This is a genomic window from Polymorphum gilvum SL003B-26A1, from assembly GCF_000192745.1.
Classification (GTDB): Bacteria; Pseudomonadota; Alphaproteobacteria; order Rhizobiales; family Stappiaceae; genus Polymorphum; species Polymorphum gilvum.
In genome coordinates this window covers 3,162,461-3,188,664 of sequence record NC_015259.1, presented here as the reverse complement: position 1 = coordinate 3,188,664, position 26,204 = coordinate 3,162,461, and the positions used below count along the sequence as shown (strand labels likewise).

The following is a 26,204-nucleotide window of genomic DNA, read 5'->3' as shown; positions in this document are numbered from 1 at the left end:
CGGTAGAAAAATCGTTTCAAGCTTTCTGAATATTGGAAAAAATGACGATGAATGCTGCCCTTGCGAAGGGGATGAGGCGCATTTCCTTTTCCTCTAAGCTTCCCTAGGATGACAGCGCACCCGTCGCGCCGCCTCGCAGCCGTCCGAGTTCCTCGTTCATGCTCCGCATCTTGATCGTCGCCGCATGCATCGTCATCGTCATCGCCGGACTGAGGGCGGCGGTGTTCTGGACCGTCCCGCTGCTGCTGGCGACCTTCCTGGCGATCCTGCTGGCGCCGGCGTTCCTGCGCCTGCGCGACTTCGGCCTGCCGACCTGGCTTGCGCTGACGGTGACGGTTGCCGGTCTGGCGCTCGCAGGGGCTGCGATCGTCGCCCTGCTGCAGGCGAGCCTCACGGACTTCGCAGCCCGGCTGCCCGACTACCAACAGACGCTGCGCGTCCAGATCGCCGACCTGATGCAGTCGATCGAGGACAACGGTTTTGTCCTGCCCGAGGAACTGCTGGCGCCGTTCACCGACCGGCAGACCGCCATGAGCCTGCTCGGCCAGATCGCCCGCACGCTGAGCGGTCTCCTGACGCAGGCCTTCATGGTGCTGATCTTCACCGCCTTCATGCTCGCCGAGGCCGCCGGGTTGAACCGCAAGCTCGACCTGCTCCCCGAGGTCTCGCAGGAAAGCCGCCTGGCGCTGCGCCGGAACCTGCAGAAGGTGCGCCGCTACCTGGCGCTAAAGACGGTGATGAGCCTGCTGACCGGTGCGCTCGTTGTCGTGATGCTCTGGCTGATGGGCGTCGAGAACGCGCTGTTCATGGGACTGCTGGCGTTCCTGCTCAACTACATTCCCAACGTCGGTTCCTTCCTGGCCGCGATCCCGGGCGTGCTGCTCGCCTTCATCCAGTTCGGTCCGGGCATGGCGCTGGTGGCGGCCATCGGCTATTTCGTCCTGAACACGGCGGTTTCAAACGGGATCGAGCCGCGTGTCCTCGGCGACAACCTCGGCCTATCGCCGCTGGCGATCATCGTCTCTCTGGTCGTCTGGGGCTGGGTTCTGGGCCCGATCGGCATGCTGCTCGCCGTGCCGATCACGATGATGCTCAAGGCCGTGCTCGAAGCCGGACCGTCGACCCGGATCTTCGCCCTGTTCCTCGGGGCGGCCGACGTTTCCCATCCTCGCAAGGACTGACCGTGGGTTGCGGAAGCATCGCCGGCCGGTCGGATGCGGTCATTTCGATGAAAAAAACTCTAGTCAAGTTGAACGAAAGCCTTAACTAACTCCCGCTAGCATCGCGAATCGGATTAATCCGAGACCGTCCTGTTCTGTTCAAGCAGCCAGAGTGAGTATGACGCCCGCCGCCATCGACACGACCATCCTCGCCGTGCTTGCGCCCTTCGCTGCGGCAGCCATCGCGCCCTATGCGACGCGGCTCTTCAAGCACAACGCCGCATGGGCGCTGGCGCTCGTGCCGGCCTGGATCTTCTTCCACTTCGCAGGCTTCGTCGGTCCTGTGGCCGAAGGCAGGACCTTCGTCGCCGCCCGCGAGTGGGCGCCGGCCTACGGCATCAACCTGTCATTCTACATCGACGGGCTGTCGACGCTGTTCGCGCTGCTGATCTCGGGCATCGGAACCTTCATCATCCTCTATGCCGGCGGCTACCTGAAGGGCCATCCCCAGCAGGGGCGGTTCTTCTCGTTCCTGTTCCTGTTCATGGGCGCGATGCTCGGGCTGGTGACCGGCGACAACCTGATCACGCTGTTCATCTTCTGGGAACTGACCTCGATCACCTCGTTCCTGCTGATCGGTTTCGACCACCTGCGCGCCGCCTCGCGCCGTGCCGCGCTGCAGGCGCTGGTCGTCACCGGCGGCGGCGGCCTGGCGCTGCTCGCCGGCTTCCTGCTGATCATCCAGGCGACCGGCGAAATCGAGATGTCGCAGGTGCTCAAGAGCGGCGACCTGCTGCGCGAGCACGCGCTCTACCTGCCGATCTTTCTGCTGGTGCTCGGCGGCGCCTTCACCAAGTCGGCGCAGTTCCCGTTCCACTTCTGGCTTCCCAACGCCATGGAGGCGCCGACGCCGGTGTCGGCCTTCCTGCATTCGGCGACCATGGTCAAGGCGGGCGTCTACCTGCTGATGCGCATGCATCCGGTGCTCGGCGGCACGGAGGCCTGGACCACGGTGCTGCCGCTGTTCGGCGGCGCCACGCTGCTGGTCGGCACCATCCTGGCGGTACGCCAGACCGACCTGAAGCTGATGCTCGCCTACACGACCGTCGCCTCGCTCGGCCTCCTGGTCATGCTGACCGGCACGAGCCACGAGAAGGCGCTGGAAGGGGCGGTGCTCTACCTGCTGGCACATTCGCTGTTCAAGGGCGCCCTGTTCATGGTCGCAGGCACCATCGACCACGAAGCCGGCACCCGCGACGTGACCAGGCTCGGCGGCTTGCGCAAGGCGATGCCGATCACCTTCGCAGCGGCCGCGCTTGCGGGTCTGTCGATGTCCGGCCTGCCGCCCTTCATCGGCTTCATCGCCAAGGAGGTGCTGTATTACGGCACCTGGGGCCTGCCGCAGGGCGCTCTGGTGCTGACCGTGGTCGCGGTCGTCGGCAATGCGCTGATGCTGGTGATCGCCGCGGGCGTCGCGGTCAAGCCGTTCTTTGGCCCCGAGGTGCATACGCCCAAGCATGCCCATGAAGGGCCGATCCTGCTCTGGGCCGGCCCGGTGGTGCTGTCGCTGACCGGCCTTGCCACGGCCCTGATGACCCATGCGACCGGCGATCTGCTCATCGGCCCGATGCTGTCCTCGCTCGTCGGCGCGCCGACGGCGGTGGAACTGCATCTGCTGCCCGGCTACATCTCCGCACCGCTGATCCTGTCCGCGATCACGGTCGCGCTCGGCATCGTGCTGTTCCTGCAACTGGACCGCCTGCGGGCGACCGTTGCCGCCGTGCTCGCGGCCATCGGCTGGGGTCCGGACAAAGGCTTCGACCAGGCGATTGCGGCGATCGTGCGCCTGTCGGCCGCCGTCACCCGCATCGTGCAGGGCGGCCGGATGCAGACCTACATGACGCTGACCTTCCTGATCACCGCACTGGCGGTTCTGGTGCCGGGCTACCTGGCAGACGGCTGGCCGGCCCTGCCGCCGCTGCCGCCTCTCCACTTCTACGAATGGGCGGTGCTGCTGATCGCGGTCGCTGGCCTTGGCGCGGTCCTCGTCGCCAGTACCCGCCTGACCGCGATCGTCTCGCTCGGCATCCAGGGCTTCGCGGTGGCGATGATCTTCATGCTGTTCGGCGCGCCGGACCTGTCCTTCACCCAATTCATGGTCGAAACGCTGTCCGTGGTGATCCTCGCGCTGGTGATGACCCGGCTCAACCTGGCCCCGCGCGATCATCGCGACGCCGCGGCGCGGCTGTTCACCGGCGCGATCGCGATCGGCGTCGGTGGCGGTCTGGCGCTGACGCTGATGGCGGTCACCCAGGCGCCGTTCGACACGCGCCTGTCGGAGTTCTTCAGCGCCTACAGCCGCACCATCGCCCACGGCCGCAACATCGTGAACGTGATCATCGTCGACTTCCGCGGCTTCGACACGCTCGGCGAGATTGCGGTGGTGGTGCTGGCCGGTCTGTGCGTGCTGGCGCTGATCCGGATCCGTACCCGGCCTGACCGCGACGTCGCCAAGGATGTCGCTGCATCGGCCCGCAGGGTCGGCGAAGCGGCGGAGGTCCACTGATGAGGACGATCATTTTCCGGACCATCGCGCCCTATCTCGCCGCGCTGATGGTGCTGTTCTCGATCTTCGTGCTTCTGCGCGGCCACAACGAACCGGGCGGCGGCTTCATCGGCGGCCTTATCGCGGCCTCGGCGCTGGCGATCTACGGCATCGCCTGTGGCGTCACGTCGGTGCGCCGGGCAATCGTGGTGCATCCGATGAGCCTGTCGGCCTTCGGCCTGCTGATTGCGACGCTGGCCGGCCTACCGTCGCTGATGATGCGGCAGGCGTTCATGACCAGCCAGTGGCTTGAGGTGCATGTGCTTGGCGTTCAGGTCGACCTGTCGACTCCCCTGGTGTTCGACATCGGCGTGTATCTCGTCGTGGTGGGGGCAATCGGCTCAATCGCCCTTGCGCTCGAGGAAAGGGAAAGCGACTGATGGAAGCCGGCCTCTCGATCCTCATCGGCCTGTTCTTCGCCGTGGCCGTCTACCTGATGCTGTCCAGGCAGCTCGTGCGCATGTTGCTCGGCATCGCGATCCTCGGCAACGCGGTCAACATGCTGATCTTCACCAGCGGCAGGCTGACACGCGAAGTGCCGCCGCTGATCCCCAACGATCTCTACGTTCCGGCGACGACGACGGCGAATCCGCTGCCGCAGGCGCTGGTGCTGACCGCAATCGTGATTTCCTTCTCCTTCTTCGCGTTCCTCCTGGTGCTGGCGTTCCGCGCCTACCAGGAACTGGGCACGGACGACGTCAACGAGATGCGCGTCGCCGAGCCGGAAGGCGAAGCCGGACCACCTCAAGGGTACTGATCCATGGCCGGTTCCTCCGTTTCCGTCGACCTTTCCCAGGCGATGGCGACCGCGCCGATGTCGGCCGCCGACTGGCTGGTCGTTGCGCCTTCGATCCTCACCATGGTCGGCGGCTCCCTGTGCCTGATCACCCGCAAGAACACGCAGGTACAGCCACGCATCGGCCTGGTCTTCCTCAGCCTGCTTGTCGTCAGCACCGTCGCGCTGCTGGCGCACGTGCTCGACAAGGGCGTCGTCACCATGGTGATGGGCAGCTGGCTGCCGCCATTCGGCATCGCCTTCACGGTCGACGCCCTCGGCGCCACGCTGGCTGTCATTGCCTCGATCGTCGCCCTGTGCGCCGGCATCTACGGCGCCGCGACGATCGACACCAGCCGTCGCCGCTATGGGTTCTATCCGTTCCTGCTGCTGATGATGACGGGTGTGTGCGGCGCCTTTCTGACGGGCGACGTCTTCAACCTGTACGTCTGGTTCGAGGTGCTGTTGATCTCGTCCTACGGCCTCTTGGTACTGGGCAACGACCGGTCCCAGCTCGACGGCGCGGTCAAATACGGCATTCTCAACCTGGTCGCCACCAACCTGTTCCTGATCGCGACCGGCTTGCTCTATGGCAAGTTCGGAACGCTCAACATGGCCGATATCGCGATCAAGGTGCGCGAGATCGAGATGAGTGGCACGGTGCTGTCGATTGCCGTGCTCTACCTGCTCGCCTTTGCCATGAAGGCAGCGGCCTTCCCGGTGAACTTCTGGCTGCCGTCTTCCTACCACACGCCGCGAATCGTGGTGTCGGCTGTGTTCGCCGGCCTGCTGACCAAGGTCGGTGTCTATGCGCTTCTGCGCGTGCTGGCGATGCTGATGCCTGCTGCCCGCGTCGAGATGGCCGACCTCGTGGCGCTTGTCGCTATTGCCACCATGTTGACCGGCGTCTTCGGCGCCCTGGCGCAGTCGGACGTCCGCCGCCTGTTCGGCTATCTGGTGATCTCGGGCATCGGTTCGATGCTCGCCGGTCTCGCCATTGGCTCGACCCTCGCCCTGTCCGGCACGATCTTCTATGCCGTCCATTCGATCATCGTCATGACCGCGCTCTACATGGCCGCCGGCGTTATGGGCGCCATGGGCGGATCGTTCGACCTGCGCCGGCTCGGTGGCCTCTACGGTGTCAGTCCGGCCTTCGCGGCCGTGTTCCTGGTGCTCGGCCTTGCCGTGGCCGGCCTGCCGCCGTTCTCCGGTTTCTGGCCCAAGCTGATGCTGGTCGATGCGGCGCTCGCGGGGGGGTGGACCTGGCTCGCGGTGACGATCCTCGCCAGCGGGCTGCTGACCTCGATCGCGGTCGGGCGGGTCTGGATATTCGCCTTCTGGCGCGGTGGGCCAGAGGGTACCGTTGACGGCGCCAGCATCGCTGCCCCGAAGCTAGCGGCCGAACTGAATTCTCCCGGCATTTGGCTGCCGATCGGCATCCTGACCGCGTTGGTAGTGTTGTTCGGCCTGCTGCCGGAATGGATGCTGGAGGTGTCGGCGCGCGGAGCAAGCGGTCTCGTCGACCCCGCCGGCTATTTGCGGTCCGTCTTCGGAGGCGCCCTATGATCGGCCTGTTCCTCGTCAACATCCTGATGGCGCTCGCCTGGGCGGCGGTGTCGGGTTCCTTTTCCGCCGTGAACCTCCTGTTCGGTTTCCTGCTCAGCACGGCTGTGCTGTACCTGATCCGCGAACAGATCAACACCGGCGGCTATTTCACCCGCTCGGGAAAGGTCGTGAGCCTGGCGGTGATGTTCGTCTACGAACTGGTGCTGTCGGCCTGGCGCGTCGCTCGGATCGTGACGCGGCCGAAGATCGTGCTGCAGCCGGGTATCATTGCCTATCCGCTGACCGTCGACCGGGATTTCGAGATCACGCTGCTGGCCAATCTGATCACGCTGACTCCCGGCACGCTGTCGGTCGACGTTTCCGACGACCGCAAGACGCTCTATGTCCATTGCATCGACGTGCCCGATCCCGAGGGCACTATTGCCGACATCAAGAACGGCTTCGAACGCAAGATCCTGGAGGCTTTTCGATGAGCCCGCTCGACCAGTTCGCCGACGGTTTTCTGGCCATTTGCGTGCAGGTATCTCTGGCACTGCTCTGCCTGTCCTTCGTGCTGATCGTGATCCGCACGGTGCGCGGCCCGACCCTGCCTGACCGGGTTGTCGCGCTGGACATGCTGGTCGCGACCGGGATCGGCTTCATCGCGGCGATCGGCGTTCTGACGGACTATTATCTCTACATCGACATCGCCATCACACTCGGCCTGGTCGGCTTCCTGGCCACTGTCGCCTTCGCTCGCTTCGTGCTCAACCGCGGCACTGCGGGCGACGAGACGATCCTGGCCGAGGTGAAGGACAGCATAGCCCGCAAGGAGACCGACCGATGAACGCCCTGATCGATATCCTGGTCGGCTGCGGACTGGTCGTGGGCGCCGCCTTTGCGCTGGTCGCCTCCATCGGCATCCTGCGCCTGCAGGACGTCTACATGCGCATGCATGCCGCTTCCAAGGCGGGCACCCTCGGTTCCGGTCTGATGCTGCTGGCGCTGGCGCTGCATGCCGGCGACCTCGGCGTCATTACGCGCGCCGTGGCGGGTGTCATCTTTTTCGTGCTGACCGCCCCGGTTTCCGCGCACCTGCTCGCGACGGCGTCCTACAAGGTCGGCTATCGGCCGTGCGCCGCCACCCGGATCGACGCGCTCGCCGACTCCAAGATCCGCAGGGACGCAGAGGCCAAGTAAGTTTCCCGCAAGGGCGGCGACGGTCCCGATCCACGCGGCGGCACCGTCGCCGTGCGACGGGCTATGTTCCCGATGGCGCATGGCCGGGACCACGATCATGCCAATACTGGGCCGATTGATCACAGAATCGACAAAATTCGAAAGGACACGTCCAATAAAATGTGTCTTATGGAGATGTTTTACTGTTTTTCTTATTGACTGGGGCTTGTCGACTGCCCGATCCGTCGATATAAGGACGACAACGTTGCCTATGCAGAAGAATCAATTTTTATCTGTGTGAGCTGAAAGTAAGGCGTTATTGCTCTTGAGCGGCTCACCAAGATCCTCGCATCGCGCAAGCATGATGAATCCGAGCAAGATATCTGGAACGGGTGAGATATGACTGACAATCCGGTAGACACGAACCTTATTGATCTTACGGCCGAAATCGTTTCTGCCTACGTGAGCAACAACACGGTTGCCTCGACGGACCTCCCGGCTCTGATCAATGATGTCTATACCGCCCTGCAGCGGACGTCCGGTGCCCAGGCGGAGCCGGAGCCGGAGCCTCTGAAGCCGGCGGTCCCGGTCAAGAAGTCGGTCATGCCCGACTACATCATCTGCCTGGAGGACGGCAAGAAGTTCAAGTCGCTGAAGCGGCACCTGCGCACGCACTACGACATGACGCCGGAAGAGTACCGCGAGAAGTGGGACCTGCCCGCCGATTATCCGATGGTCGCGCCGAACTATGCCGCCGCCCGGTCCGAACTGGCCAAGAAGATGGGCCTCGGTCAGCAGCGCAAGCGTTCCAAGTAAGCATCAGCGCGTCGTCGCGTCGACTTGAGGCCGTCCCGGAGGATCTCCGGGGCGGCCTTTCTCATGATGGCCTTTCTCATGATGGCCTTTCTCATGGTGGCCTTCCGTGCGGGAACGGCTCCCGCGGTTTCGTCCGCCCGGCGCGATAGCGCGCCCATTGGCGGGCGAGTTCGCCGTGGAGGCCGTCGAGGCGGTTGAGATCGCCGGTCCAGTGACCCGCGCGGCAGCGTGTCCGTTCCCCTCGTGCCGCCCGGACCAGGCGACGCAGCACCGCCCGGTGGCTGGGCCCGCCGGCAGGCGGGTCGACGGCTGCGCCCAGGTCCGCGAACAGGCGCGCCAGGAAGCGCGCATCTTCGCCCATGCCGGCCCGTCCATCTCCCGTCTCTGCCATCCGGTGCCCCATCTTTCGTTACGGATATCCACATTGCCACGGCACGCGGCGGCGGGGATTTCCCATGTTTTCAAAAAGCCCCTCAGGGGTAGTTAGGAAAGATATCCACCACTAAAAATTGAGGTAATAATATGTAGGAAAATAAGCCTACAAGTCGCTTCTGCCACGGGAGATCTGTCATGGAGCGTTTCGAAGGAGGGGATAGAAGTCAGCCTGCCGGAATCCTGCGGTCGCGCCGCCACCCGGCCTCCTGCGGAGACCACCTTGTCCGTGCCCGATTGGTGATGACCGAAGGCCTGATTGCCGAAGGCCTCGGCATCAGTCCGGACGAGATCCACCACTCCACGCGCGGCAGGGCGCGGTCGGCCGAGGCGCGCCAGATGGTGATGTATCTGGCGCATGTCATGCTGGGCCTGTCGCTCTGCGAGGTCGGCCGCCGCTATCGGCGCGATCGTTCGACCGTCGCCCACGCCTGCCGCAAATGGGAGGACCGGCGGGACGATCCTTACTGCGACACGTTCCTGACCGAAGTCGAGCAGATCGTGATGGGCGCATGCCGATTGCGCTTCAACCCCACCTGCGGAGACAAACGATGAACGGACCGGCGGTCGGAGCCGAGGCCCGCCTGCATCGGCGCGTGTTGAAGCGGCTGGCGACGGGGCCGTTGTTGTGGGAGGCAGGCGGGCGGGCACCCTGCCTGCGCGATCCTGCCGCGTCGGCCGATGCACCTGCGCTGGATCTGCCGGCTGGATTGCTGGAACGTCTGCGCGCTGCCGGCCTGGTCGCCGGCGAGCCAGGTGGTACGGTGCTGTTGACCGACGACGGACGCACCCACCTGCGTCGCCTGTTGTCAGGGAGGGAAGACCTGCGTGCCCAGCAGCAGGCGCAGGCGGTCGAACTGGTGCCCGACCCGGTCGGGCCTGGGCGGGTGCATGCCCTGGTCAATCTCGCGGAAAGCCCGCTCGCCTGGCTGGCACGGCGGCGCGACCGCAGCGGTGCGCCGCTGATCGATCCGGCTGCCGTCGAGGCCGGCGAACGCCTGCGTGCCGACTATACCTTCGCCGGCTTGATGCCGGCGCTAGCCGGCGGCTGGCGTACGGAGGTGGGGCCGGGACGCCATTGCCGAGCAGGCGGCGGCGCGGCGGGGGACCTCCCGGACCACGTGCTGGCGGCGCGCGACCGCGTCCGCGCCGCGCTCGACGCCGCAGGACCGGGCCTCTCGGGCGTTCTGGTCGACGTCTGCTGCCTGCTCAAGGGGCTGGAGACCGTGGAACGGGAAAGAGGCTGGCCGGCGCGGTCGGCCAAGGTGGTGCTTGGCCTCGCCCTGGGACGCCTGGCCGACCATTACGGCTATGCCAGCACGGCGCGTGGCCGTGCGAGGATACGGCCGCGTCGCCGGCGCGATTGATCCCCCTTGCGATGAGTTCCGTCAGGCGGCCTCGAGTGCGATCCGGGCGTCGTCGCGGATGCGGTTGACCATCGACTTGAGTCCGTTCGAGCGCTGTGGCGTGAGGTGGTCCTTCAGGCCGATGCGCTCGAATACCGCATCAACGTCGGTGGCCAGGATCTCGCGGGCCGTCTTGCCAGAAAACAGCGCCAGAACGATGGCGACCAGACCCTGCACGATCAGCGCGTCGCTGTCGCCACGGTAGCGGATGACCGGCTCGCCGGCGTCGTTGCGGCCGACGTCCTTGACCAGCCAGACCTGTGACACGCAGCCGCGCACCCGGTTCTCTTCGCTGCGTTCCGCTTCCGGAAACGGCGGCAGTTCCTTACCGAGGTCGATGACATACTTGTAGCGGTCTTCCCAGTCATCGAGGAATTCGAAGTTTTCCAGGATGTCGTCGAGAGGGGTCGTCATCGGTTCGTTTGGGCTCGCTGGGCGCGCTGGCCTGTGAGGGCAGGGTAGTCTTCGCCCTTCATATAGCTGGCAGGGCGGGCGGCGCAACCGCCCGGTGACACCGAGCGCCCCGGTTTCGGAGGCGTGGAAAAAGAAACGCCGCAAGCGGACAGGGTAGATCCCGCTTGCGGCGTTGCGGGAGATCCCGCCAAGGTGTTTGTCCGTCTCTCCGGGCCGGCTTCGGGTCAGGACAAGAAGCCGGTCGGGTCATGCGGGGCGCAAACCGCCGCCTTGCGAAGGGAGTGGAGGCCTTCGATCGGCGGCATTGCCGCGGTCAGGCTCGCTGGCCTGATCGCGGATTGGGCCGTGGCACCGGCCCAAATGGTGTCTCCGGAGCGGAGACCTTTTCGCTGACGGCCTGCCACGCAGGCTGCATGTCATCCGGGGTGAGCGTGCCGCCCGCGAGCGGGAGGGGCATATCGCCCGCGGCGGCCTGCTGTGTCTCGCCGGATCCGGACTCAAGCGACGTGTCCAGGAACTCGTAGACGATCTTCGCGCCGTCGCGGGCACGCGACCCGATGGCTGCAAGCGCCTGTCCCCCGGTCTCGCAGGCCTGCGGATTGCGGGTGCAGAACGTGGAGATGTCGCTCACTGTCGCCTGGGCCGCCATGAAGGCCTCGATCGGGTCGACCTTGATCTCCGCCGTGCTGGTCTCGTCCGAACCGAACGGGATCAGCATCAGCACCAAGGTTAGCCAGAAGGCTGTCCTCAGAAGAAAAAACATCGCGCTACCCTTCGAAGTCGATCCTGCATCCGGTTACCGTGCCAGGCGCGGACGCTTTTGTTGTTGAGACACCCTAGCATCGACATCCGAAAGCCCGGTTGCAGCGGGCCGTCGGATTTTCATCAAATACACGGCGCATTTGACTAAAAGGCGCGACGAATTCGTCTAAAGTTTTATCGAGACCGAACGAAGTGCCGGATTCGGCGAGGATTTTCCCCGAGCAACGATCGACGCCCTCCCGCTTGCCTTTAGCGTTCCTTAAGCGGTCCGCGCGAAAATCGCTCCAGTCAAGAATCTGGAGACGGAGGCCCGTCGGGGGTCCCGTTTGAGTGTGTTGCGTAGCGTATCTGCCCATTTGCCGGTTCTGGGTCAGGCGGTGTCCCGTTTCGTCGACGCCCTGATACACCCCTCCGTCGTCGATGACGACCTGAGAGCTCCCCGGCACAGGGCGTTCCTCATTGCGACCCTGGTCGCGGGTACTGCGGCGCTGATCCTGCTGCCGCTCTATCTCGCTCTAGTCGGGCCGACCTCGCTGCCGCTGACGCTCGGCCTTGCCTGGGCGATCGGGCAGTGGCCGCTGGCAATGTATCTGTCACGCACCGGCAACCTGGCCGTCGCTCATGGCGCGTCCGCTGGCCTGTTTGCCGTCTTCATCGGAGCCATGTGCGCTCTGACCGGCGGCATTCAGTCCTTCGCTGTCGTCTGGCTGTTGATGGCGCCGCTCGAAGCCGCCCTGTCGGGCGAGCGCAGGGTGGTCGTGCTGGTTGCCATCCTGTGCGCGGCCGAGGCAGCGGCGCTCGCCCTGTTCGCTCAGCCTGTGGCGGTCTTCGGCTTCGCCGGGCATATCGCCGGTCATGAGACGGTGTCGGCCCTGTTCGCGCTCGCCTATGCCTCCATGCTGGCGCTGCGAATCGGTCTGGAGCAGCATCGCAGCGAGAATCTCGTACGCGACCGCGACCAGCGACTGAAGCTGCTGTCGGAAAATGTCGATGATCTGGTCGCCGTGCTCGGCGAAGGCGGTGACGTGCTGTCCCTGGCCGGTCCCGCGGACAGGCTGCTCGGCGCGCCGGCGCGATTGATCCGCACCGACGGACTGTTCCAGCGGGTGCATGTCGCCGATCGGCCGTTGTTCCTCAAGACCGTCTCGGACGCCGCCTGCGACGAGGTGCCCCGCTGCGCCGAACTCCGCATCCGCACGGGTGCAACCCGGCCGGGCGAGGTCGGAATCGCCGACTATCGCTGGATGGAGATGACCTGCCGGCGCCCGCCGGTGCGGTCGGGCGCATCGGCCAGCGGGACTGTGGTGGCCGTGCTGCGGGACATTTCAGCCCGCCGGCTGCACGACGATGCCCTTGCCGCCGAGCGCAGTGCGGCGGAAGCAACCAGCGCGGCAAGGACACGGTTCCTGGCCAGCATCGGGCAGGAGTTGCGCACGCCGCTCAATGCCATCCTAGGCTTCGCCGACCTGCTACGCGCAGGGTCCTCTCCGTCCGACGACAGCCGCAGCCGCAAGTACATCGACCTCATTCATCAGTCGGGGACTCACCTGCTCCAGATGGTCGAAGATCTGCTTGACATGTCGAAGATCGAGGCCGGACGCTACGATCTGTCGATCGAGCCCTTCGACCTGCCCCAGTGCCTGGAAACCTGCCGGCACATGCTGGCCACCGAGGCCAGCGGCAAGGGCATCGAGATCGTCACCGAGGTCGACAACGGCCTTGGAGCCTTTCCGGCCGACCGACGCGCCTGCATGCAGATCGTGCTCAGCCTGCTGTCGAATGCGGTCAAGTTCGGGGCGTCGGGCTCCAGGATGGTTCTTTGTGCGCGGCGCGATCGCGACCGGGTCGAGCTGTCGGTCCGCGACAGCGGCCCCGGCATCGCCGCAACGGACTTGCCACGGCTCGGTCAGTCCTATTTCCGGACCAGGGACCCGGCGCTGTGCGAGGCCCCCGGGACCGGGCTCGGCCTTTCGGTGGTGAAAGCCCTGGCCGAACTGTATGGCGGCGCGATGACGGTGGACAGCCTGCCCGGCACCGGCACCTGCGTCACCGTCACGCTGCCGCTTCGGACCGCTCACGCTGGCGCCGCCGGCGAGGTCGGCGCCCTGAGGAATACGGCGTAGGGGATCGGAGGCGATGGCGCGTAGGCGAGACGTTCACGATCCCGAGCCCCGTGAAGGTATGATCGCGCGCGCCGGCAACGCGGCGCTCGACAATCCGGTCGCCGCCGGCGGATCCGTCGTCATGGCCCTGACCGGCTGCCTGATCGTGGCGAATGCGGTCGGCCTGCAGCCCGGCCGCCATCCGGCGCCCCTGCTGATCACGCGCGAGCGGCCGGCAGCCATCGCAACGGCCGAGGAGCGCACCGTGGCGACGTTGCCGGTATCCGCGCTGGTGCTCGACATCCAGACCGAGTTGCGCCGTCTCGGGCTCTACGAGGGCCTGCTCGACGGTCTGGTCGGGCCGGCGACCGAACGAGCGGTGCGCCGGTATGAACTTCAGGCCGGCCTGCCCGAGACGGGCGAGGCGACGGCGGCCCTGCTCGCCCGGTTGACCATGGAGCCGGACGGGACCGTCCTGTCATCCGATCCCGGTGTGCCGGTGCCTCGCCGCTCGCCGCTGGCCGCTGCGCCGGTAGCGGCGGAGACCACCGGATCGGTGCCGGCCCAGGACAGGCTGCTGATGCGGGTCCAGCAGGTGCTGTCCGATCTCGGCTACGGTCCCTTGCGGGCGGACGGCCTGATGGGCGACAACACCGCCAGCGCGATTCAGCGGTTCGAACTGGACCGAGGATTGCCGATCACCGGACGGGTCAACCCGACCCTGGTCGAGCGCCTTGAACAGGTCAGCGGCGTTTCGATCCAACCCTGAAAGGCGGACGCCCGGCGACGGCGGCATATCATGCGGGTCACATCCGACTTTTTCGTCCGCGCGCTCGTCCGCCGCGTCTTCGGCGAGGGCGGCTTTGCCGCTCCCGTGCGCAAGGGCGCGCCGGAGGCAGGCGCCATCTTCGTCGTTGTCGACCGGCTCGACGGCCGGCTCGATCTCTACGGCCCCGCACCGCAGGCCTATTTCTCCGAGACGCCCGATGGCCGCCTGTTCGAGCCCCTGATCACGGAGGGCGACCGCGCAGCGGTGGATGCACGACTCGCCCGCGAGATGCGGATGGACCCAGACTTCTGGGTGATCGAGATCGAGGATCGTGACGGCCGCAGCTTCCTGCCGCTGGTTGGGGAAAACTGATCGGGCGCAACGCACCGGCGCTGTCTCCCTCAGGAGGCCTGCCGCTCGCGATCCACGTCCTTTCGTGCGGGTGCTGGGGCCTCGGATCCGCTCCGAGACGCTTGGAGACGCGTTTCCTGGTGGAGCGGTGCATGGCGTTCGGGCGTAGCGGCTTGGCCGCCTTCAAGGACACGCCAACGCCCGACCAGGACCAGAGCCGCGGCCGGCGACAGCGCATCGTGAAAGGCGAGCAGCGCACGCAGCTGCTCGATCGACAGCGTCCGTCCGACGATACGCACCACAACGGTCGCAACGCTGGCCGGGGCGAGGCCGAGCGCCTTCAGGCACACGACCAGCGGCTCGCCGCTGGCGTCGACGGTGACGCGCGCGGCGAGGCCGGCGCTGAGACCGAGCGCATAGGCGATCTGACGTGCGAACGAGGCGCGTCCGCCGGTCAGGGCGGCTGCGACGATCCGTTGCAACAGCGCCGGCTTGAAGGCGGGCTGCGGCGCGCGTGTGCCACCCTGGCGGGCGCGATCGGCGAGCGCGCGCAACTCTGCGGCCGCGATCGCCCGCTGCCGGTTCGCGGCGTCGAGGGTCGGATAGTGGGCGATCAGGAGGTCCGACGGCAGCAGGGCGCGCCCGGCGAGTTCCGGGCCGATCACGGCCATGATCTCGGGACGTGCGCACAGGGCGGCCAAGGCCGGTACCGGCAGCAGCGGTCGGCCGTGAGCGATCAGCAGGCGCACGGCTGCCTCGTCGCCGCGCGCTGCGAGCCGTTCCAGCACGGACTCCGGCAACTCAGGACGGCGGGAGAGGGCGCGTCGCAGACTGTCCGGGCCGCGTTCGGCGACCGCCAGCAGGGTGTCCTCGGGCAGGACTGCAGCATGCAGAAGAACGGGATAGGCGACCAGGGGGTCAGGATCCGCTGCGAGGGCGTTGAGGACCTCGGGCGGTGCGTCCGGCGTGCGCGCCAGCAGACAGGCGATGCGGCGCCGGTCGCCGACAGGCGTGTCGGGCAGCAGGTTGAGGGCGAGTTCGCCGAACAGCCGCCTTTCGCTGCGGTCATGGCGATCACGCGCGACGAACAGCTCCGTCGCGGCCAGCAGCAGGCAGTCCCTGCGGGCCAGATCTCGCTTCGGATCAAGGAAGGATGTGCCGCGTGGCGGCTCGGTGCAGGTCATGGTGCTCGTCAACGCTACTCGATACCAGAAACGAGCCTAGCGGCCGTTTGCATAAAATTAGGTGCAAAGCGTTAGCATCCTGTTAACCCTGACCGCGCGTAATGAGTTTCAATCTACGTAAAGCGTCGCCCAGTGGCATAGCGGCCCGTGCGTCTTTTCGGGTCACCGGACCAACGGAGGAGACGATGGGCACTGTGTTGAACTTCGCCGCGGCCCGCCGGCCGATTTCCCGCAGACTGCTTCCGGCGATCCGATCGGGCGGCGGATCCGGTCAGGTGATCATCTTCCCGGGCGTCAGGATCGAGCGCGACACGCTTGATCTCGGCGTGCGAATCGGAACCATCGGGAGAACGGCCGGCCAAAAGGTGTCGGACCGCGAGTAGGCGCCGCCGCCTGGGGCCGCGCCGCTTGAATCCGTGCGGGGACGGCCCGATGGGCGCAATGACTGGCTTCGGACGAGCGGACGCAGGACGTGCTGCCTGCAGGCCTGCCGCGCATCTTGCGCCGTTGCTGGTCGTGCTCGCGCTGACCGGCTGCAGCCGGCCGACCGGCGATTTTGACCGCGCCGCGCCGTCGGTCATGCACGACACCGTGCTGCCCGCCGCCGGCGACCTCGCGGCACGCTACCGGGAGGAGCCGGTCTCCACCTTCAATCTGACCGACGACGAGAAGCTGCTGCGCGACCTTGGCTGGGGCCTGATCCGGCCGCCCTGGACGAAGGACTGGATCGGCGGCACGCTCGTCGAACTGACGCGCACCCGGATCCTGCCCGAGGAGCAGGGTCGGGTTCCCGTCGTGCTCTATTCCATTTTCCTGAACTCGGAGAAGTTCCGCTCCAGCAACGCACGCTACGACCGTATCGCCGCCGACGCGCGGGGCGATGCCAAGCTGGTGATGCCGTTCTGCGAGGTGGCGCGACGGGTCGAGCAGGCCGATGAGGAGCGCCTGCGCGCGCTGAACGCTCGACCGCTGGTCACCGAGGAGGCCTTCGCCGGCGCGAATGCACGGGTGTGGGAAAACCGCACCTACCTGCGCTGGGTGTCCCAGGCCCTGCGTTTCCGCATAAAGGCCTATCAGACCGCCGTCGATCAGCTGGAGATCGAGACGCCTTCGGGCAACCGGGTGTGGGACACCAACACCGCCATCAAGGACATGGAGAAGATGGTGCGCCTCGCCGAGGAGGATTGCGTCGCCGAGAACCGCTATCGCACCCCGGACGAGGTGCTCAAGTCACGCATCCTTACCGGCTGGTCGCGGGAGCAGCCGCCACTGCAGAAGTAGCGGCCGAGGTCTCAGCGGCTGCGCCCCGACAACGTCGCGCAGCGTGCCGCCGCCAGGCCGGCGTCGACGCTGCTCTTGTGCGCAGCATCCGGCACGAAGGCCCTCAGCAGCGCGAAGCCGTCCGATTCCTCGGTCTCGATGACGATCAGTTCGTCCAGGTTCTCCGGCGGGTTCTCGCGCAGGATCGACAACTGCTCGGGCGACAGGACCAGCATGGCCAGTTCGCCACTGCCCGACGTGCGGTTGTTGAGGCTGTATACGACTTCGCCCGCGCCGTTGAACAGACCGAGCGACCAGAACGGCGAGTCGACAGACGCAGACATGTGCACGGGCCCGTCCGTGAGGCGGAAGCGGCAGATGGCGTGTTTCATCGCGGGATCCAGCATCGGCAGGGGTTCGGAGCCGGGTGCGATGTCGCGCAGCACGTTAAAGGTACGGTCCGGACCGAACCGGGCCAGTTTCTCGAAGGCGTCGACACGCACGTGGCCGGGCACCGTCAGGACTACAAGTATGTGGACGATTCCGGCCAGCAGCAGCGTGGCGAGGACATAGAGCAGCGGGCGCAGCGGCAGGAACCGGGTCATCGGCAGTTCTTCCGGCTGATCTTCGGCATGGTCAGACCGGCGAGCGAGGAGCCGGTGGTGATTGGCGCGTCGTACAGGCGCAGGACGAACGCAAGGCCGTCGCCGTTGCCGGTGGGCAGCCAGTTGCCCGGCTGAGGGCGGACCGAGGCGACGATCTCGAAGCTGCCGTCGGGTCGGCGCAGCAGGTGGGCGCCGATCAGGTTGGAGCGGCCCGCGAGGGTCTCCACCAGCCGCCCATGGCTGTCCGTTGCGGTCAGCGTCCACAGTCGTGCCGGTGGGGTGGCGCCCTCGATCAGGTAGTCGCAGGCGGCGGTGAGCGTGGCCCCGGAGCTGTCTGTCTTCGCGGTGAAGGCGATACCTTCCCCGGAGGCGAGAGGGACGCGGCCGGTGCGGGCATACATGGCGGCCGAGTAGGGGTCAGCCTGCGGCGTGCCGGCATGGGGGTGGGTGCCCCAGACGCCTATGCGGACGGAATGGAACAGGCTTTCCCGATCGATGGCGTGATAGGCAGACCCGATACCGAGCGCCAACGCAGCGATTGCAACCAGAAACAGGGTGCCGGCGCGCACCAACGGATGCGGTCGGTATGGCCGCAGGATGGCGGGGACCTCGCTCGCCTGCCAGTCCGTTTCGGGATTGGGACGGAAGCCGGCCGTCACCGGATCACCGCTGCCGCTTCGGAGGCGTGCGGTCCGGCTGCGGCCGTCGGACGCAGGGCGTCGAGCGCGCGGCCGATCGACTGCAGGACCTCCGAGGCGCGCGTGTTCAGAATGCGCGGCTGGCTCGCTGCAGGTCCGTCCTGGCTGCCGGCGACCGGCGTCCTGACGAGCGCACCGGCACCGACGCCCGGCATTGGTGTCAGTTCGATGCCTTCGTGGGCATAGGCCATGTATTTCTGCCAGGTCATGGCCGGCAGGCTGCCGCCGGTGACGCGATTCGTCCCCGTGAAGTCGTCGTTGCCGAACCAGACCGCTGTGGTGAAGTTGCCCGTGTAGCCGACGAACCAGGCGTCGCGATAGGCCGAGGTCGTGCCGGTCTTGCCGGCGGCGACCACACCTTCGAGAATGGCCCGGCGACCGGTGCCGTTCTGCACTGCGTTGACCAGGATGTCGTTCATTTCGGCCACTTTGTCGGCCGGCAGGATGCGCGCCGGCGGCGCCTCCTCTCTGTCGCGGTCGTAGATCGTTTGGCCGGCGGAATTCTTAACCTCGAGGATGGCATAGGGCGTCGCCTTGTAACCGCCGTTGGCAAAGGCGGAGTAGGAGGCGGCCATGTCGATGATCGACACGTCGGACGCGCCAAGCGGCAGTGACTTGGAGATCTTGAGCTCGTGGCTGATGCCCATGGCGTAGGCCGTCTCGACGATCTTGTCGCGTCCGATCGCCTGGGCGAGGCGCACCGGGATGGTGTTGATCGAGCGGGTCAGGGCGTTCTTCAGCGTAACCGGACCGGCAAAACCGCGCGAATAGTTGCGCGGGCTCCAGCCGCCGATGCTGATCGGCGCGTCGGGTACGACGCTGGCCGACGAGTAGCCGTTCAGGAAAGCGGCCATGTAGACGAAGGGCTTGAACGACGAGCCGGGCTGGCGCAGGGCGTCGACCGCGCGGTTGAACTGGCTCTCGCCGTAGTCGCGCCCGCCGACCATCGCCCGCACCGCCCCGTCGGGGACCATCGACACCAGGGCTGCCGAGCGTGCCCGCCGTTCCTCGCCGAACTGGCGCAGGACCGATTCCACGGCCTGTTCGGCCTGGCGTTGCAGTGCCGGATCGAGCGTCGTGCGTACCGTCACGATGCGGTCGCGCGCGAGGGCGGGCTTGCGGCGGGCGAGCCGCTTGACCTCCGAGAAGGCCCAGTCGAGGAAATATTCCGGTGCCTGATCCTTGGAACGGTCGACGGCGACCGCTGGATTGCGTCGGGCGCCGATCACCTGCCCCTCGGTCATGAAGCCGGCCTGCACCATGTTGGTGAGCACCTCGTTGGCGCGCGCGCGCGCCGCCGGCAGGTTGACATGCGGGGCGTATTTCGACGGCGCCTTGTAGAGTCCGGCCAGCATGGCGGATTCGGCCAGCGTCAGCTCGCGCACGTTCTTCTTGAAATAGAAGTCGGCCGCCGCGGTGACGCCGAACACGCCGCCGCCCATGTAGGCGCGGTCGAGATAGAGCTTGAGGATCTCGCGCTTGGTCAGGTTCGCCTCCAGCCACAGGGCGAGGAAGGCTTCCTTGATCTTGCGCTCCAGCGTGCGATCGTTCGACAGGAACAGGTTCTTGGCGAGCTGCTGCGTGATCGACGAGCCGCCCTGCACGACCGTACGCGCACGCAGGTTCTCAACCATGGCGCGGGCGGTGCCGAAGATGTCGATGCCGAAGTGTTCGAAGAAGCGGCGGTCTTCCGTTGCCAGTGTCGCCTTGACGAGCGAGTCCGGGATTTCCTCCAACGGTACCGTGTCGTTGAGGACGATGCCGCGGCGGCCGATCTCCTTGCCGAAACGGTCGAGAAAGGTGACGGAGAAGTCGTCGGTGGTTCGCCAGTCCGCATTGCGCGTCGCCTCGAAGGCCGGCTGGGCGAAAGTGAGGACGACGATCAGACCCATCAGGCCGAAGGTGCAGGCATCGGAGCCGAGTTCGGAGAACACGCGCGGAATGCCGCGGGTGCGGAATCGCCGCAGGAGGCCGTCGTACCGTTCGAGAAGTCGTGCAAGGCCCGAGCCCGCGCGCCACAGGGCGGTGTCGACCCAGGCATCCGCCGACAGCAGGGACGCGGACAGCGACCAGCGGCGGCGCCGCTTCTGCCCCGGATCCGTCTGCTGGCCGCCCTGCCGGCTGTCAGGAGCGCCGCGACCGTTGTTGCCATCGAGATCGGAAGTCACCGCTCTGCTACCCGTGCGGAGGAGATCCTGATAAGGATCGGTTCGTGAAAATGGATAGTACCGCATAGGAACCCGAAACCGCACATGAAATCAATGACTGGCCCGGCATGCGCCAACGACGAGCCGTTCTGGCGCGTCAAGAGCTTGGAAGAGATGTCCGCCGCGGAGTGGGAATCGCTTTGCGACGGCTGCGCCCGCTGCTGCCTGAACAAGCTTGAGGATTGGGATACCGGAGAGATCGTCTGGACGGACGTCGCCTGCGCGCTGCTGGACGACGCGACCTGCCGCTGCCGGGACTACCCGAACCGGACCGCGACGGTGCCCGACTGCATTCAACTGACGGCGGTCGAAGTGCGCAGCCTGACGTGGTTGCCGCTAACCTGCGCCTATCGCCTGGTCCGGGAGGGGCGCGATCTCTACTGGTGGCATCCGCTCGTGTCCGGCGATCGGGACAGCGTGCACGCCGCCGGCATATCGGTGCGCGGCCGCACGGTGCCGGAAACCGAGGTCGAGATCGAGGACTACGAGGACCACGTGGTGACCTGGCCGGAGGAAGCGCCGGAGAGTTGCACGCTCCCCTGACGCTTCATGCTGAGCGTTGCTCCGGGACGGTGTCAGCCGACGTTGGCTGCCCGCGTGGTGGTCAGCGACTGGCAGAAGATCTTCGCGTATTCGCCGTTCCGTACCATGTGTGATTCGGCCGCGAATTTCTGGCCGTGGACCATGCAATAGGACAGGCTGAACGTCCCGGGGGCGACCATCCAATCCTGGGCCGTATTCTGATTGCAGTCCTTGATGGGGGTCGAGGCAAGGCACACCGCCACGTACACAGTATAGAGCATGTGATCGTTCCTTATCTTACGGCCCTGGGGAGGCAAGGCCGCGGCTCCGGCGTCGCAATCCGTATGCCAGTCATTTTGCGCTGCAGTATAGTTGGGTGCGGTGCAAAATGCCTTCAAGGGCATCAAGTCGCCGACGGTCTGCTTAAATTATACGCATTCAGCGGCGCGCGGATCCTCATGAACGGGCAATTTCCGGGATGTTACAAAAAAGTCGTTTATTATCAAATGTTGTACTGTGAATATTACCTAAAGGAAGATGGTCGTGGCCCGGTTCGGGCCTGATGTCACGGCCATGGATGTGTCCCGCGGGTCTCATCCGCGCCGAAAGGGCACCGGTGTTCACCTGCAGCAGGCCGTCTGCGCCAGGTTGCGCCCCGTCAGGCGGGGCCCGGCGCCAGAAAACCCGCTGCCGCCGCCAACTCGCTCTGGCGGATCTCGTGGCCACCGTCGTGCCAGACTTCACTGACCCTGCTGCCTTGCCGGCTGAAGTAGGCGGACAGCGCGTCGGTCAGCGGCGCGGGGCAGATCGGGTCGCTCCGTCCGGCGGTGATCAGAACGCGCAGGGTCGCGAGATCCGGGTTGGCTGCGGGTGTCCACGGAATCAGCGGATGCATCAGCACGATGGCGTCGAAGAGAGCCGGATCGCGGAACGCCACGGACGCCAGGATGTTGGCGCCGTTGGAATAGCCGAGGCCGACGACCTGGCCCGGAGCGATCCGTTCGCGGTGGGCTGCGATGAAGGCGGCCATCCGGGCGGTGCGGTCGGTGAGATCGTCCATGTCATAGATGCCTTCGGCCTTGCGCCGGAAGAAGCGCGCTGCGCCATGTTCGGACACGTCGCCGCGTGGCGCGATCACGGCCGCGCCGGGCAGGAGCTGGTCGGCGAGACCGAGCAACTGGCGTTCGTCGCCGCCCGTGCCGTGGAAGACGAAGACCAGGGGGGCGTCCGGTCCCGAGGCAGGCTTTTCGATGAAATGGTAGCTGTCGAGCGCCATGGCAGACTTCAGTCTTCGAGCGGCGGCAGATGCCGTTCCAGATACGCACGCAGATGCGCATGCTGGGTCGGCAGCTTCAGGGTTTCGCCGAGATGGGCAGTGTCCTCGTCGCGATCGAAGCCCGGCTCGTTGGTGGCGATTTCGAACAGCACGCCGCCGGGGGTGCGGAAGTAGATCGCCCAGAAATAGTCTCGGTCGATCACGGGCGTGACCTGGAACCCGGTGTCCATCAGCGCCTTGCGGACCTCGAGCTGGCGGGCACGGTCCTCCACGGAGAAGGCGATGTGGTGGACCGAGCCGGCGCCCTGCTGCGCGGCGGCGATGGACGGCATGATCTCGATGTCGATGACATCGGCGCCGTTGCCCGTGGCGAGGGCGAAGCGGCGGACGCCGTCGGCTCCATCGGTCTCCTCGTAGCCCATGAAGCCGAGGAGTTCGGCCGTGGCGCCGGCGTCGCGCAGCCGCAGGGCCGCGGAGTGGAAGCCGCGCACCGCGGCGTCCTCCGGAATGTCGGCACCGGTCCAGGGTGAGCGGGGGTCGTCGGCGACCTCGACCAGCGCGAAGCCGTCGCCGTCCGGGCCGGCGAACAGCAGGCGGTTCTCGCCGAACAGCGTCTCGTCCTTCAGCCCATCGACGCCGAGTGCCGTGAAGCGGTCGCGCCAGTAGGGCAGGGCGCCCTTCGGCACCGAGAAGGCGGTGGTGCCGATCTCGCCGGTGCCCGGCCGGCCGGACCGCGCGCCGGGAAACGGGAAGTAGGTCATCACCGAACCGGGCGTTCCGGCCGCGTCGCCGTAATAGAGATGATAGACGTCGGGGGAGTCGAAGTTGACGGTCTGCTTGACCCGGCGCAGTCCCAGCACCTTCGTGAAGAAGGCATTGTTCACCTGTGCGTCGCCGGCGATCGAGGTGACGTGATGCAGGCCGAGGATCTGGTTCAGCATGGCGTGTTGTCTCCCTGGTCGGGCAGGAGGACACCCGTGATGGGTTTCCTCCAGTCACACTGGCCAGATAGAGCGCGCCGGCACTCGGGATAAGGGGCGCGCTGCTCGACGTATCGTTCCCGTCTCGTGAACAGTCGCCAGATGCGGGCCGCGTCAGGAGGTCGGCGGGGCGACCGGGCGGACCGGCTGGAAGCTGTCGGCGGTCGCCATCTGCCAGTAGTTCGAATAGCCGGGGATGTCTTCGCCCGCGAGCAGGGCACCGGGCGCCAGCCAGCGCAGCGCCTTGCTGGCGGGCAGGACGTCGCCATGGCCCTCGCGCAGGTAGAAATGCGCCGGGGTGAACTCCTTGGGGTGCTCGAGGCCGGCGGCCGCGGTGAAACCTGCCAAGGCTTTCAAGGTGTTGCGGTGAAAGTTGGCGACCCGCTGGGCCTTGTCCGGCACCACCAAGGCCTGCTGGCGGCGCCTGTCCTGGGTGGCGACCCCGGTCGGGCAGCGGTTGGTGTGGCAGCTCTGCGACTGGATGCAGCCGATGGCGAACATGAAGCCGCGGGCGGAGTTGCACCAGTCGGCGCCCAGGCACAGAGCGCTGGCCAGGTCGAAGGCGCTGATCAGCTTGCCGCTCGCCCCGATGCGGATCCGTTCGCGCAGGTTGGTGCCGACCAACACGTTGTGAACGAAGGACAATCCCTCCTTGAGCGGGGTTCCGAGCCGGTTCGAGAACTCCACCGGCGCCGCCCCGGTGCCGCCCTCGCCGCCGTCGACGACGATGAAGTCCGGGGTGATGCCGGTCTCCAGCATCGCCTTGGCGATGGCCATGAACTCCCACTTGTGTCCGATGCACAGCTTGAAACCCGCCGGCTTGCCGCCGGATAGCTGCCGGAGCCTTGCGACAAACTGCAGAAGCTCGACCGGGGTCGCGAACGCGCTGTGCGCGGCGGGCGATACGCACTCCTCGCCGACCGCCACGCCGCGCGCCTCGGCGATCTCCTCGGTGACCTTGGAGCCGGGCAGCACGCCGCCGTGGCCGGGCTTGGCACCCTGGCTGAGCTTGACCTCGACCATCTTGACCTGCGGGTCGCTCGCCTGGGCGGCGAAGCGGTCGGGGTCGAAGCGGCCGTCCGGGGTGCGGCAGCCGAAATAGCCCGAGCCGATCTCCCAGATCAGGTCGCCGCCGAATTCGCGGTGATAGCGCGAGATGCCGCCCTCGCCGGTGTCGTGGGCGAAGGTGCCGAGCTTGGCGCCCTTGTTCAGGGCCAGGATGGCATTGGCACTGAGCGAGCCGAAGCTCATCGCCGAGATGTTGTAGAGCGAGGCCGAATAGGGCTGGCGGCAGTCCGGCCCGCCGATCGCCACCCGCGGCACCTCCGGCGCGTGTTCCTTCGGCGCCAGCGAATGGTTGACCCACTGGTAGTCCTCGGCGTCGACGTCGATCTCGGTGCCGAAGGGCATGTTGCCCTCCTCGTTCTTGGCGCGCTGATAGACCAGCGAGCGGCGCTCGCGCGAAAACGGCCGGCCGTCCTGGTTGGACTCGAAGAAATACTGCCTGAGTTCGGGGCGGATGTCCTCGAACAGGAAGCGCAGGTGGCCGATCAGCGGATAGTTGCGCAGGATCGCGTGGCGCGGCTGGACCAGGTCGCGGGTGCCGACGGCGGCCAGCGGCACGAGGATCGCCAGCGGCCAAGCAAGGGCCGGATCGGCGAGCAGGGCGAGGGCGAGGAACACGGCGCACAGCGCCAGGCAGGCATAATAGGCGAAGTAGCGGGGCGCGAGCATGCGGCGGCGGGTCCTGTCCTGAGACGGCCGGCCGCCGGGGAGGCGGCCGGGCCGGACCAGTGTCGCCGCAAAGGGGTTAACAAAGCTGGATCTGGGCCGGATCTTGGCCGGATCTGGGGGGCGGGGCTGGGCAGGGGCGCGGCCGGCGGGTCGCGCGCGGGCGGTCAGACGTCCTCGTCGCCGCCGTCGTGTCGCGGCCGGGTCGCCAGATAGAGCCCGGCGGCGACGAGCGGCAGCACGAGGCCGGCCTTCGGCCCGAGGCCGCCGGCGAGGCTGCGCGCCAGCACCAGAGCTCCTGAGATGCGGGCCGCCTGGGCGGCGGTCGCCGCCGCCTGCCGGCGCCGGTAGCGGCGCTCGGCGAGCACGTTGGCGAGCCCAGCCCGGCGGCGGCGAGCGCAAGCACGCCGCCGAGCACGGACAGGGCCGCGACGGTGCCGATCCGGCCAGCAAGCCAGACGGTCAGGGCAGCGCCGAGGAGCCCGGACGCGACGAGCCCGGCCGTCCCGGCGGCGAGCCACAGCAGCGCGGCCTGGCGGAGCCGGCGCGTCAGCGCCGGGCCGTCCAGCGTCAGGACTCCGGCCAGGGTGTGCGAGAGCGCCATCGCGCCGGCCGCTTACCGGCGCACCAGCAGGGCGGCGAGGAAGCCGACGCCGGCGGCGATCGCCACCGCCTGCAGCGGATGCTCGCGGATGCCGGCGCGGGCGCGCAGTTCCAGTTCGCGCTCGCGCGCGGCCAGCTCGTGGATCAGCGCCTCGCCGGTCGCGGCGGCCTTGGCGGTGGCGGTCTTCGTCTCGGTGCGCAGCGCGCGCGCGCCGGTCTCGCCAAGGCCGGCGATGCGGGCGGTCAGGCTGGACAGGTCGGCCTTGAGCGCTGCGATCTGCGCGGCGAGGTCGTCGCGGGTCTCTTCGATGGCGGGCTCGGTCTTGCTGTTGTTGGTCTTGATCGCTTGGGCGGTGGCCATGGGGGTCTCCTTCGATCTGGTGCAGGTCAATCGGGTTCGCCGGGCAAACGCGCGGTCGCTTCGATGGTTCCGCCGCGCCGCGGACCGAAACCTCGCCGCTCCGGCACCGCGTGGGCCCCGGGTCTCGCGCTGCTCGCCCGGGGTGACGGCGGAGGGGGGCGTGCCCTGCGCGCGCCCGGGCGATGGCTGCGGGCGAGGTATAGGAAAAAATTCCTTGACAGCGTGACGCTGCTCGGGTAGGGTTTTGCCATGATCCGAAAACTGCGCGCCGGGCGATGCCTTGGGGGCATGGCGGCGCGGGCGGCGCGGGCGGCGCGGGCGGCGCGGGCGGCGCGGGGCAGTGCCGGAACAATTACGGGACAGTGTGATGCCGACGCTGCGGGGCGGGGATAAGTCCTGTGCGGCGGAGCCTGCCGCTGCCGCTGCCGCTGCCGCTGCCGCTGCCGCTGCCGCTGCCGCGA

Annotated in this window: 30 protein-coding genes; 17 read left to right on the top strand and 13 right to left on the bottom strand. The window is 67.0% G+C overall.

Annotation, left to right across the window (positions count from 1 at the left end):
- Window positions 1-158: 158 nt before the first annotated feature.
- The 9 genes from SL003B_RS14930 (at window position 159) to SL003B_RS14890 (ending at window position 8,080) form a co-directional block, all read left to right on the top strand.
- Window positions 159-1,181: an AI-2E family transporter gene (locus tag SL003B_RS14930; protein ID WP_013653698.1), complete on the top strand. Its 1,023-nt coding sequence runs from the start codon at window positions 159-161 to the stop codon at window positions 1,179-1,181.
- 157 nt (window positions 1,182-1,338) lie between these two features.
- Window positions 1,339-3,726 carry a putative monovalent cation/H+ antiporter subunit A gene (locus SL003B_RS14925; protein ID WP_013653697.1) on the top strand — a complete coding sequence of 796 codons (2,388 nt, stop codon included), beginning with the start codon at window positions 1,339-1,341 and terminating at the stop codon, window positions 3,724-3,726.
- Window positions 3,726-4,145: a Na+/H+ antiporter subunit B gene (locus SL003B_RS14920; RefSeq protein ID WP_013653696.1), complete on the top strand. Its 420-nt coding sequence runs from the start codon at window positions 3,726-3,728 to the stop codon at window positions 4,143-4,145. Before SL003B_RS14925 ends, SL003B_RS14920 begins: the two co-directional genes overlap by 1 nt.
- On the top strand, window positions 4,145-4,522 hold the full coding sequence (locus tag SL003B_RS14915; protein WP_013653695.1) for a Na+/H+ antiporter subunit C: 378 nt from the start codon (window positions 4,145-4,147) through the stop codon (window positions 4,520-4,522). The genes SL003B_RS14920 and SL003B_RS14915 overlap by 1 nt, the downstream gene beginning before the upstream one ends.
- Window positions 4,523-4,525: 3 nt before the next feature.
- Entirely contained in the window at window positions 4,526-6,106 is a 1,581-nt protein-coding gene (locus SL003B_RS14910) for a Na+/H+ antiporter subunit D (protein WP_041375567.1), read from the top strand.
- The gene (locus SL003B_RS14905) at window positions 6,103-6,579 is read left to right on the top strand and encodes a Na+/H+ antiporter subunit E (RefSeq protein WP_013653693.1); all 477 of its coding nucleotides are present in this window, start codon (window positions 6,103-6,105) and stop codon (window positions 6,577-6,579) included. The genes SL003B_RS14910 and SL003B_RS14905 overlap by 4 nt, the downstream gene beginning before the upstream one ends.
- Window positions 6,576-6,932, top strand: coding sequence for a cation:proton antiporter (locus tag SL003B_RS14900; protein WP_013653692.1), 357 nt, complete (start codon window positions 6,576-6,578; stop codon window positions 6,930-6,932). The genes SL003B_RS14905 and SL003B_RS14900 overlap by 4 nt, the downstream gene beginning before the upstream one ends.
- Complete coding sequence (gene mnhG / locus SL003B_RS14895; RefSeq protein WP_013653691.1) at window positions 6,929-7,285, top strand: monovalent cation/H(+) antiporter subunit G; 357 nt, start codon at window positions 6,929-6,931, stop codon at window positions 7,283-7,285. Before SL003B_RS14900 ends, mnhG begins: the two co-directional genes overlap by 4 nt.
- Before the next feature lie 378 nt (window positions 7,286-7,663).
- Entirely contained in the window at window positions 7,664-8,080 is a 417-nt protein-coding gene (locus tag SL003B_RS14890) for a Ros/MucR family transcriptional regulator (RefSeq protein WP_041375566.1), read from the top strand.
- A gap of 91 nt (window positions 8,081-8,171) precedes the next feature.
- Here SL003B_RS14890 and SL003B_RS14885 read toward each other — a convergent pair whose 3' ends face one another.
- Window positions 8,172-8,471: a hypothetical protein gene (locus SL003B_RS14885; protein ID WP_148259325.1), complete on the bottom strand. Its 300-nt coding sequence runs from the start codon at window positions 8,469-8,471 to the stop codon at window positions 8,172-8,174.
- 179 nt (window positions 8,472-8,650) lie between these two features.
- On the opposite strand from SL003B_RS14885, the gene SL003B_RS14880 reads away from it, so the two are divergent.
- Window positions 8,651-9,067 (top strand): helix-turn-helix domain-containing protein, encoded by a 417-nt coding sequence (locus tag SL003B_RS14880; RefSeq protein WP_206771934.1) that lies wholly within the window; start codon window positions 8,651-8,653, stop codon window positions 9,065-9,067.
- Entirely contained in the window at window positions 9,064-9,879 is an 816-nt protein-coding gene (locus tag SL003B_RS22415; RefSeq protein WP_013653687.1) for a DUF6456 domain-containing protein, read from the top strand. The genes SL003B_RS14880 and SL003B_RS22415 overlap by 4 nt, the downstream gene beginning before the upstream one ends.
- A gap of 21 nt (window positions 9,880-9,900) precedes the next feature.
- Here the strand turns inward: SL003B_RS22415 and SL003B_RS14870 are convergent, their stop codons facing one another.
- Window positions 9,901-10,332 (bottom strand): SufE family protein, encoded by a 432-nt coding sequence (locus tag SL003B_RS14870; RefSeq protein ID WP_013653686.1) that lies wholly within the window; start codon window positions 10,330-10,332, stop codon window positions 9,901-9,903.
- Window positions 10,333-10,645: 313 nt separating this feature from the next.
- Window positions 10,646-11,095, bottom strand: a complete 450-nt coding sequence (locus tag SL003B_RS14865; protein ID WP_013653685.1) for a DUF5330 domain-containing protein — start codon at window positions 11,093-11,095, stop codon at window positions 10,646-10,648.
- Window positions 11,096-11,471: 376 nt separating this feature from the next.
- On the opposite strand from SL003B_RS14865, the gene SL003B_RS14860 reads away from it, so the two are divergent.
- The 3 genes from SL003B_RS14860 to SL003B_RS14850 are packed head-to-tail and all read left to right on the top strand — an operon-like array spanning window position 11,472 to window position 14,337.
- Complete coding sequence (locus tag SL003B_RS14860; RefSeq protein WP_148259324.1) at window positions 11,472-13,217, top strand: PAS domain-containing sensor histidine kinase; 1,746 nt, start codon at window positions 11,472-11,474, stop codon at window positions 13,215-13,217.
- Window positions 13,218-13,230: 13 nt separating this feature from the next.
- Window positions 13,231-13,965, top strand: coding sequence for a peptidoglycan-binding domain-containing protein (locus tag SL003B_RS14855; RefSeq protein ID WP_041375565.1), 735 nt, complete (start codon window positions 13,231-13,233; stop codon window positions 13,963-13,965).
- Window positions 13,966-13,995: 30 nt separating this feature from the next.
- A complete protein-coding gene (locus SL003B_RS14850; protein WP_013653682.1) occupies window positions 13,996-14,337 on the top strand; it encodes a DUF1491 family protein in 342 nt (113 codons plus the stop codon).
- Window positions 14,338-14,366: 29 nt separating this feature from the next.
- Here the strand turns inward: SL003B_RS14850 and SL003B_RS14845 are convergent, their stop codons facing one another.
- Window positions 14,367-15,512 carry a DUF2336 domain-containing protein gene (locus SL003B_RS14845; protein ID WP_206771933.1) on the bottom strand — a complete coding sequence of 382 codons (1,146 nt, stop codon included), beginning with the start codon at window positions 15,510-15,512 and terminating at the stop codon, window positions 14,367-14,369.
- 173 nt (window positions 15,513-15,685) lie between these two features.
- Between SL003B_RS14845 and SL003B_RS23730 the strand changes: the two genes are divergently transcribed.
- Window positions 15,686-15,883 (top strand): hypothetical protein, encoded by a 198-nt coding sequence (locus SL003B_RS23730; RefSeq protein ID WP_013653680.1) that lies wholly within the window; start codon window positions 15,686-15,688, stop codon window positions 15,881-15,883.
- A 49-nt stretch (window positions 15,884-15,932) separates the two neighbouring features.
- Window positions 15,933-16,781, top strand: coding sequence for a hypothetical protein (locus tag SL003B_RS14835; RefSeq protein WP_013653679.1), 849 nt, complete (start codon window positions 15,933-15,935; stop codon window positions 16,779-16,781).
- Between the two features lie 11 nt (window positions 16,782-16,792).
- Here the strand turns inward: SL003B_RS14835 and SL003B_RS14830 are convergent, their stop codons facing one another.
- Genes SL003B_RS14830 through SL003B_RS14820 form a run of 3 tightly spaced genes read right to left on the bottom strand, consistent with a single transcriptional unit; the run spans window position 16,793 to window position 20,231 of the window.
- Window positions 16,793-17,365, bottom strand: coding sequence for a DUF1254 domain-containing protein (locus SL003B_RS14830; RefSeq protein ID WP_013653678.1), 573 nt, complete (start codon window positions 17,363-17,365; stop codon window positions 16,793-16,795).
- A complete protein-coding gene (locus SL003B_RS14825) occupies window positions 17,362-18,024 on the bottom strand; it encodes a DUF1214 domain-containing protein (protein ID WP_013653677.1) in 663 nt (220 codons plus the stop codon). The genes SL003B_RS14830 and SL003B_RS14825 overlap by 4 nt, the downstream gene beginning before the upstream one ends.
- Entirely contained in the window at window positions 18,021-20,231 is a 2,211-nt protein-coding gene (locus SL003B_RS14820; RefSeq protein WP_013653676.1) for a transglycosylase domain-containing protein, read from the bottom strand. The genes SL003B_RS14825 and SL003B_RS14820 overlap by 4 nt, the downstream gene beginning before the upstream one ends.
- 84 nt (window positions 20,232-20,315) lie before the next feature.
- Here SL003B_RS14820 and SL003B_RS14815 point away from each other — a divergent pair, with 84 nt between their 5' ends.
- Window positions 20,316-20,813: a YcgN family cysteine cluster protein gene (locus tag SL003B_RS14815; protein ID WP_013653675.1), complete on the top strand. Its 498-nt coding sequence runs from the start codon at window positions 20,316-20,318 to the stop codon at window positions 20,811-20,813.
- 32 nt (window positions 20,814-20,845) lie between these two features.
- Here the strand turns inward: SL003B_RS14815 and SL003B_RS14810 are convergent, their stop codons facing one another.
- The 6 genes from SL003B_RS14810 to SL003B_RS14785 all read right to left on the bottom strand — a co-directional run bounded on the left by SL003B_RS14810 (window position 20,846) and on the right by SL003B_RS14785 (window position 25,743).
- A complete protein-coding gene (locus SL003B_RS14810; RefSeq protein WP_013653674.1) occupies window positions 20,846-21,073 on the bottom strand; it encodes a hypothetical protein in 228 nt (75 codons plus the stop codon).
- A gap of 377 nt (window positions 21,074-21,450) precedes the next feature.
- On the bottom strand, window positions 21,451-22,068 hold the full coding sequence (locus tag SL003B_RS14805) for an alpha/beta hydrolase (RefSeq protein ID WP_013653673.1): 618 nt from the start codon (window positions 22,066-22,068) through the stop codon (window positions 21,451-21,453).
- An 8-nt stretch (window positions 22,069-22,076) separates the two neighbouring features.
- On the bottom strand, window positions 22,077-23,009 hold the full coding sequence (locus SL003B_RS14800; protein ID WP_013653672.1) for a VOC family protein: 933 nt from the start codon (window positions 23,007-23,009) through the stop codon (window positions 22,077-22,079).
- 153 nt (window positions 23,010-23,162) lie between these two features.
- Entirely contained in the window at window positions 23,163-24,782 is a 1,620-nt protein-coding gene (locus SL003B_RS14795; protein WP_013653671.1) for an FMN-binding glutamate synthase family protein, read from the bottom strand.
- 164 nt (window positions 24,783-24,946) lie between these two features.
- Window positions 24,947-25,147 (bottom strand): hypothetical protein, encoded by a 201-nt coding sequence (locus tag SL003B_RS14790; RefSeq protein ID WP_041375562.1) that lies wholly within the window; start codon window positions 25,145-25,147, stop codon window positions 24,947-24,949.
- Window positions 25,148-25,395: 248 nt separating this feature from the next.
- Window positions 25,396-25,743, bottom strand: coding sequence for an ElaB/YgaM/YqjD family protein (locus SL003B_RS14785; RefSeq protein WP_013653670.1), 348 nt, complete (start codon window positions 25,741-25,743; stop codon window positions 25,396-25,398).
- Between the last annotated feature and the right edge of the window lie 461 nt (window positions 25,744-26,204).

Bases quoted from the DNA above. Each gene is read 5' to 3' on its own strand.
- SL003B_RS14930 (WP_013653698.1), top strand. From the start codon at position 159: ATGCTCCGCATCTTGATCGTCGCCGCATGCATCGTCATCGTCATCGCC.
- SL003B_RS14925 (WP_013653697.1), top strand. From the start codon at position 1,339: ATGACGCCCGCCGCCATCGACACGACCATCCTCGCCGTGCTTGCGCCC.
- SL003B_RS14920 (WP_013653696.1), top strand. From the start codon at position 3,726: ATGAGGACGATCATTTTCCGGACCATCGCGCCCTATCTCGCCGCGCTG.
- SL003B_RS14915 (WP_013653695.1), top strand. From the start codon at position 4,145: ATGGAAGCCGGCCTCTCGATCCTCATCGGCCTGTTCTTCGCCGTGGCC.
- SL003B_RS14910 (WP_041375567.1), top strand. From the start codon at position 4,526: ATGGCCGGTTCCTCCGTTTCCGTCGACCTTTCCCAGGCGATGGCGACC.
- SL003B_RS14905 (WP_013653693.1), top strand. From the start codon at position 6,103: ATGATCGGCCTGTTCCTCGTCAACATCCTGATGGCGCTCGCCTGGGCG.
- SL003B_RS14900 (WP_013653692.1), top strand. From the start codon at position 6,576: ATGAGCCCGCTCGACCAGTTCGCCGACGGTTTTCTGGCCATTTGCGTG.
- mnhG (WP_013653691.1), top strand. From the start codon at position 6,929: ATGAACGCCCTGATCGATATCCTGGTCGGCTGCGGACTGGTCGTGGGC.
- SL003B_RS14890 (WP_041375566.1), top strand. From the start codon at position 7,664: ATGACTGACAATCCGGTAGACACGAACCTTATTGATCTTACGGCCGAA.
- SL003B_RS14885 (WP_148259325.1), bottom strand. From the start codon at position 8,471: ATGGCAGAGACGGGAGATGGACGGGCCGGCATGGGCGAAGATGCGCGC.
- SL003B_RS14880 (WP_206771934.1), top strand. From the start codon at position 8,651: ATGGAGCGTTTCGAAGGAGGGGATAGAAGTCAGCCTGCCGGAATCCTG.
- SL003B_RS22415 (WP_013653687.1), top strand. From the start codon at position 9,064: ATGAACGGACCGGCGGTCGGAGCCGAGGCCCGCCTGCATCGGCGCGTG.
- SL003B_RS14870 (WP_013653686.1), bottom strand. From the start codon at position 10,332: ATGACGACCCCTCTCGACGACATCCTGGAAAACTTCGAATTCCTCGAT.
- SL003B_RS14865 (WP_013653685.1), bottom strand. From the start codon at position 11,095: ATGTTTTTTCTTCTGAGGACAGCCTTCTGGCTAACCTTGGTGCTGATG.
- SL003B_RS14855 (WP_041375565.1), top strand. From the start codon at position 13,231: ATGGCGCGTAGGCGAGACGTTCACGATCCCGAGCCCCGTGAAGGTATG.
- SL003B_RS14850 (WP_013653682.1), top strand. From the start codon at position 13,996: ATGCGGGTCACATCCGACTTTTTCGTCCGCGCGCTCGTCCGCCGCGTC.
- SL003B_RS23730 (WP_013653680.1), top strand. From the start codon at position 15,686: ATGGGCACTGTGTTGAACTTCGCCGCGGCCCGCCGGCCGATTTCCCGC.
- SL003B_RS14835 (WP_013653679.1), top strand. From the start codon at position 15,933: ATGGGCGCAATGACTGGCTTCGGACGAGCGGACGCAGGACGTGCTGCC.
- SL003B_RS14830 (WP_013653678.1), bottom strand. From the start codon at position 17,365: ATGACCCGGTTCCTGCCGCTGCGCCCGCTGCTCTATGTCCTCGCCACG.
- SL003B_RS14815 (WP_013653675.1), top strand. From the start codon at position 20,316: ATGAAATCAATGACTGGCCCGGCATGCGCCAACGACGAGCCGTTCTGG.
- SL003B_RS14810 (WP_013653674.1), bottom strand. From the start codon at position 21,073: ATGCTCTATACTGTGTACGTGGCGGTGTGCCTTGCCTCGACCCCCATC.
- SL003B_RS14805 (WP_013653673.1), bottom strand. From the start codon at position 22,068: ATGGCGCTCGACAGCTACCATTTCATCGAAAAGCCTGCCTCGGGACCG.
- SL003B_RS14800 (WP_013653672.1), bottom strand. From the start codon at position 23,009: ATGCTGAACCAGATCCTCGGCCTGCATCACGTCACCTCGATCGCCGGC.
- SL003B_RS14795 (WP_013653671.1), bottom strand. From the start codon at position 24,782: ATGCTCGCGCCCCGCTACTTCGCCTATTATGCCTGCCTGGCGCTGTGC.
- SL003B_RS14785 (WP_013653670.1), bottom strand. From the start codon at position 25,743: ATGGCCACCGCCCAAGCGATCAAGACCAACAACAGCAAGACCGAGCCC.